Source organism: Stenotrophomonas sp. P5_B8 (genome assembly GCF_054049855.1).
This window is the reverse complement of the sequence record NZ_JBFULO010000292.1, coordinates 1-4,882: the sequence shown is the minus strand read 5'-3', so window position 1 is coordinate 4,882 and position 4,882 is coordinate 1. Positions and strand designations below refer to the sequence as shown.

The following is a 4,882-nucleotide window of genomic DNA, read 5'->3' as shown; positions in this document are numbered from 1 at the left end:
GTCTTGAACCTGGCCAACGAGCTTTTGATCCAGCTCAGCCCAGCAGCGATGCCCAAGGGCGGCGGCCCCAGAACGGCGCTCATCGCGATCCCCGAGATGTCCACGCCGACATTGGCAAAGCCAAAGGTCGACACGATCGCGAAGCCAACCCAGGGGCAATGCCGTGCTTCAAGTGCAGGAGTGGCCATGCCGGTGCTGGTCATACACCGTCAGCACGACGGTGGCATGCTGCATCTTCATGCCGGAGAGCAACGATGCGGATGACGGAAAATTCCCTTGCAGCCAGTGCTGTCACGCTGAAGGTAGGCGTGGTTTTCTGGATGCTGGTCGCCTGGCAGACGCCGGGCGGCGAGCCTTGGGACGCGCCCGCGTTCTGGACCGTCGTCTATCCCATCGCACTGGGCATCGCCGCAATTCTAGGCGCCTGTTTTCCCAGGCAGGCGTGGCTATGGGGACTGTTGCTCATGATGCTGCAGGTGCCGGTGGTGGCCGTGATGTCGGGCGTTGGCCCGTTGTTGCTGGCCGGACTGGTGTATGCACTGGTACTGGCGGTGMCTGCGACGGCCATCGCGACGGCAGCCGGTGCGCTGCGCCGCCGCCTGCATGGGAGGGTCTGAGAAGCTCAGCGCTTCGCCGGCTGCCACCCTGCCCGCAGTGCATCCGAAGGGCTGCAGAACATGCGCTCGCCGCGGCTCAAGTCGATGCGCGTGTGCGCGTAGTCCCGCTGGCCGGGCACGTGGTAGATCTTCTTGCCCTGCCGGGAGATGTTGCCCTTGATGCGGCATCCGCCCGGCGCCGGCTGCGCGGCCACCGGGGCTTGTCGTGCCGTCTGCTCATGCTTGCTGCGACGGTAGTCAGCTGGCATCTGAAACGGCCCCTGCCAGAGGTTCCGCTGGTGCCGGCGCGCGTCGGCTTCGTCTGCGATGAATGCCGTGGCGTACTGGCGATACGCGACCGCCCAACCGGAGCGCACCATCCACCGGTTGACTGACGTCCCTTGAACAAAGCACTCCGCTACCACCCTGCCATAGCGGTCCGTGTCCTTGGGCTGGCAACGAACGGTTTTCTCCAGCAGATAGCCGTCCAGCGCGGCGGCTGACCGACGCCCACAGGGCCAAGCGCGCTCATCTTTGGCGGTGCATTGCTGCGCGCTTTCCGGGGCATCGATGCCCCAGAGGCGGATGCGCTGCTTCGCCACGGTGAGGGTGTCTCCGTCCGTGACCGTCGCGCGGCCGACCAGCTCTGCTGCCACGCCAGGAACGGAAGGAAGAACCAAAAGCAACACCACCAGACCTTTCACCACCATCAACAACAACGTCCTTCAAGTGCACGCCCGGGAGCGAGCGCCAGTTAAAACAGGGCCGAGCACTTTAGCGGAAGCTGAGACAGGACGCCGACCGCATCGACGGTCCTTGAATCCCGATGTGCATTCCTGGTGTGGCCGCCTAAATATGCAACGCCGGACCTGCCGACAACGCCGCCGAGCTCACCCTGACCCGGAACGCGATGAGCAGGCTGGCGAGGAGCATCACCGCCGCAGCCACGGTGAGGACTGCAACGATGCCCCCCAGCCCGAACACCAGGCCGCCCAATGCAGCTCCCGCTGCGATGGAAGACTGCACCGCTGCGACCACCATCCCGCCGGCACTCTCGGCCTGATCGGGCACCGCACGCGCGACCCAGTTCGACCAGGCAACGGGCACGCCACCGAAGGCCAGGCCCCAGAGCGCAACCAGGATCGATAGCCCGCCAACGCCCACCGGCAACAGGAGCATGCCCAGAGCGGCTACGCCCACCAAGGCGGGCATGATCACCAACGTGACTTTCAAACTGCGCTCCATAAGCCAACCGGCCAGTAATGTGCCGACAAAATTCGCCACACCGAACCCGAGCAGGATCAGCGCCAGGCCATCAGCGCTCACCTGCCCCAGGCTCTCCAACGTGGGGCGGATGTAGGTGAAGAGCGAGTACTGACCGGTGTGTGCCAGAACGCAGCCCAGCATGCCGATTGCAATGCCTGGCCTGCGCAGGAGCCCCACCACCGACTCGGGGACTGCCGCCTTGCGCGGGGCCATGCGGGGCAGCGTGAACCACTGGAACGCAAACGTGAGTCCACCTACCGCCGTCGCCGCCCAGAAGGCGCTGCGCCAGCCCAGCAGCCCGCCCAGGTAGCTCCCCAAAGGAACGGAAACCACCGTGCCGACCGCAATCCCGCTGAAGATGATGGACAGCGCGCGAGGCACGCGCTGCGGCGGCACCAACCGCATGGCCACGGCCGCTGCCATGCTCCAGAAACCGCCCAGCGCGACGCCCAGAAGGACGCGCATCACCAGCAGGACGCCCATGCTGGACGACAATGCCACCAAGGCGTTGGAGAGGATCATCAGAGCCGTGAAACTCAACAGCACCAGCCGCCTGTCTATCGAGCGGGTCAGCCGCGGCACAAGGAGCCCAGCGAACAGGGCCACGACCGCAGTAACCGTCACGGCTTGACCGGCCAGCGCCTCCGACACCCCCAGGTCCGCCGCCATCGGCGTCAACAGGCTGGCAGGCAGATATTCGGCCGTGAGCAGCCCGAAAACACCCATGGCCAGCGAAAATACGGCCACCCATGCCGATGAAGACGGCTCCCCGCTATCCGTGGCCACAGAATCACGCGCGCCTGCAGCATCAACTACGTTATTGCTCATCAAAGATCCCAGTGCATTCGTGCAGCCGAGAGTTTAGGGAGCCACGTCAGGATGATCTATGATTGTCCAACCTGTATTTTTGATCGAAACCCCGAGCCGTCTCATGAGCCACGCTACACCCCAGCCCACGGATCTGATCAACGAGCTGCTGACCGGCATGCGGCTGCATGGCGTCCAATACCGGCGCATTCAGACCGGGCCGACCTTTGGTCTTGGATTTCCGCCGAAGCCAGGCCATGCCTATTTCCATTACCTGGCAGTGGGCACCGCGATTCTTCGTGGCGCGGACGGCAGCCAACACCTTCTCTCTGCCGGGGACGTCRTGCTTCTTCCCCGCGCAGAAGGCCACGCGTTGTTGTCTGGCGAGGACCATCCGGTCCAGTGCCTGGAAACGATAGACGCCGCCCCACTAGGCGACACGGTGAGTGGCATAGACACGTGCCCGAGCACCCATGCCGTGCCAAGCGCGGTGCTCTTCCACGGATGCATGGTGTTCGATCTGGGGGGCATGCAAGGATTGAGCAAGTTGATGCCGGCGGTGATGTTGGCCGATGGCAACGCCGCTCAGTTTCCTGGGCTGTTGCCGATCGTCGACGCGATGAAGCGCGAGGTGTGTTCCGGTCGCATCGGATTTGCAGGAATTCTCGCCCGGCTGGCGGATGCAGTGGCCGCCATGATCGTGCGTGACTGGGTCGAGCGCGGTTGCGACGGCGCGTCCGGCCTGGTCATGGCCATGCGCGATCCTCGTCTATCGCTGTCATTGCTTGCGCTGCACAGAGATCCCGGGCATGACTGGACCGTCGAAGCGCTCGCTGCAGCATCCAACATCTCACGGTCTGTTTTTGCAGACCGGTTCCAGACCGTCATGGGAACCGCGCCGCTGCGGTACGTGACTGAGCTGCGAATGCAGTTGGCAAGTCAATGGCTGACCCATCAGAGCCTGTCCATCGAGGTCGTGGCAGAGCGCCTGGGCTACGCCTCGCAGGCAGCGTTCAGTCGTGCCTACAAGCGCGTCATGGGGCACTCTCCTGGCGCGACTCGGCGCGGGCGCGCCTTGGCCTCGGCATAGGGGGAGCCAGTCCTGCCTTCGAACAATCGCCTCGCGCTTCGCGGCTTATCGCCGCTGCAAGCTCGGTGCTTGGCCCGCCTTGAGCTTGGGGCAGCCGCATACCGAGGTGGGCCGCTGCTGCGCCCGATTCTGCTTCAKGCACATAGACTTCAATCGGGCACCATGCCGTCGCCTGAGGAGGGCCACGGGATGCAAAAACTTCCGGGTTCCATCTCAACCGTCGGCATCCCCTCTGACCCCTGCACGCCGTCTCGTGACTTAAGGGAGCCCTGCCCCATCCCCAAATCCGGAAGACGGCCATCGATAGCCAAACGCACCTGTCAAAGCGTGCCATCCGAACGTGGTGCCTCGGTCAACAACAGTCAACTTGATCAATACCAACCAAGGTAGAGCGTCGCCACTCCCCACGTATCGATCAAGCCGTGCGCCAACACGAGCGACCAGAGGTTGCGCCCAGATCGGAGGTAGGCAAACCCAAAGAGTGCACCGACCAGACCCGTCACGAGGATTCCCGACAGCCCTTGATTTGCATGCATGAGGCCGAAGACCAGTCCGCCCGTCAACGACGCGGGATAGATGCGACCAGGCACCCCACCGAATAGCGCGTGAAGCTGGTGCATGAGGAACGCGCGAAAGACGAGTTCCTCGCCGATTGCCGCACTAAGCCAAGCGCCAGCAACAAGCGTCAGTGCAGCAGGCAAATTGCCAAACAACGGTCCGTAGCCGCTGTAGTCGGCCTTTGTGTCCGTCAGATGATCCACGAGGGGTTGAATGAGCGGGTCGACAAGGCCCACGACAATCCCGACCACCAGGGCCGTCCACGCCAGCGTCTGGCCGAGTGATCGCCGTTGCAGCCCGCAATACGACGGTGAGCGCATCTCCATCCAAACGAACGTCATGCCCAGCAGACCGACGAAGGGCATGCGCCAAGGGAATGGGAGCCACGGAAAATATGCCAATGCAAGCACGCATGCCACCAGCAGCAGCCTGATGGGCATCGCTATCCGGACGTGCGGGCGTGAGGGCACTGTCGAGTCAGAGGTGTTCTGCATAGGGAATTCCTGGTGTCAAAGGTCAGCCATCACTTTGAGAGCGGTCTAAGTCCCTTGCAGCGACTGACGCC

Annotated in this window: 6 protein-coding genes; 3 read left to right on the top strand and 3 right to left on the bottom strand. The window is 63.6% G+C overall.

All coding sequences use genetic code 11. The features are described from left to right. Together ACXJKH_RS14720 and ACXJKH_RS14715 are read left to right on the top strand one after the other, a co-directional pair. Positions 1 to 264 (top strand): hypothetical protein (locus ACXJKH_RS14720; RefSeq protein ID WP_457320349.1); only part of this gene is annotated, 264 nt, incomplete at its 5' end. After that, positions 255 to 617 carry a hypothetical protein gene (locus ACXJKH_RS14715; protein ID WP_457320347.1) on the top strand — a complete coding sequence of 121 codons (363 nt, stop codon included), beginning with the start codon at positions 255 to 257 and terminating at the stop codon, positions 615 to 617. The genes ACXJKH_RS14720 and ACXJKH_RS14715, both read left to right, overlap by 10 nt. A gap of 5 nt (positions 618 to 622) precedes the next feature. Here the strand turns inward: ACXJKH_RS14715 and ACXJKH_RS14710 are convergent, their stop codons facing one another. After that, complete coding sequence (locus ACXJKH_RS14710; RefSeq protein WP_457320353.1) at positions 623 to 1,306, bottom strand: thermonuclease family protein; 684 nt, start codon at positions 1,304 to 1,306, stop codon at positions 623 to 625. Between the two features lie 139 nt (positions 1,307 to 1,445). Next, positions 1,446 to 2,690, bottom strand: coding sequence for an MFS transporter (locus ACXJKH_RS14705; protein WP_457320345.1), 1,245 nt, complete (start codon positions 2,688 to 2,690; stop codon positions 1,446 to 1,448). Positions 2,691 to 2,748: 58 nt separating this feature from the next. On the opposite strand from ACXJKH_RS14705, the gene ACXJKH_RS14700 reads away from it, so the two are divergent. After that, on the top strand, positions 2,749 to 3,759 hold the full coding sequence (locus ACXJKH_RS14700) for an AraC family transcriptional regulator (RefSeq protein ID WP_457320342.1): 1,011 nt from the start codon (positions 2,749 to 2,751) through the stop codon (positions 3,757 to 3,759). 371 nt (positions 3,760 to 4,130) lie between these two features. Here ACXJKH_RS14700 and ACXJKH_RS14695 read toward each other — a convergent pair whose 3' ends face one another. Next, a complete protein-coding gene (locus ACXJKH_RS14695; RefSeq protein WP_457320351.1) occupies positions 4,131 to 4,682 on the bottom strand; it encodes a CPBP family intramembrane glutamic endopeptidase in 552 nt (183 codons plus the stop codon). Between the last annotated feature and the right edge of the window lie 200 nt (positions 4,683 to 4,882).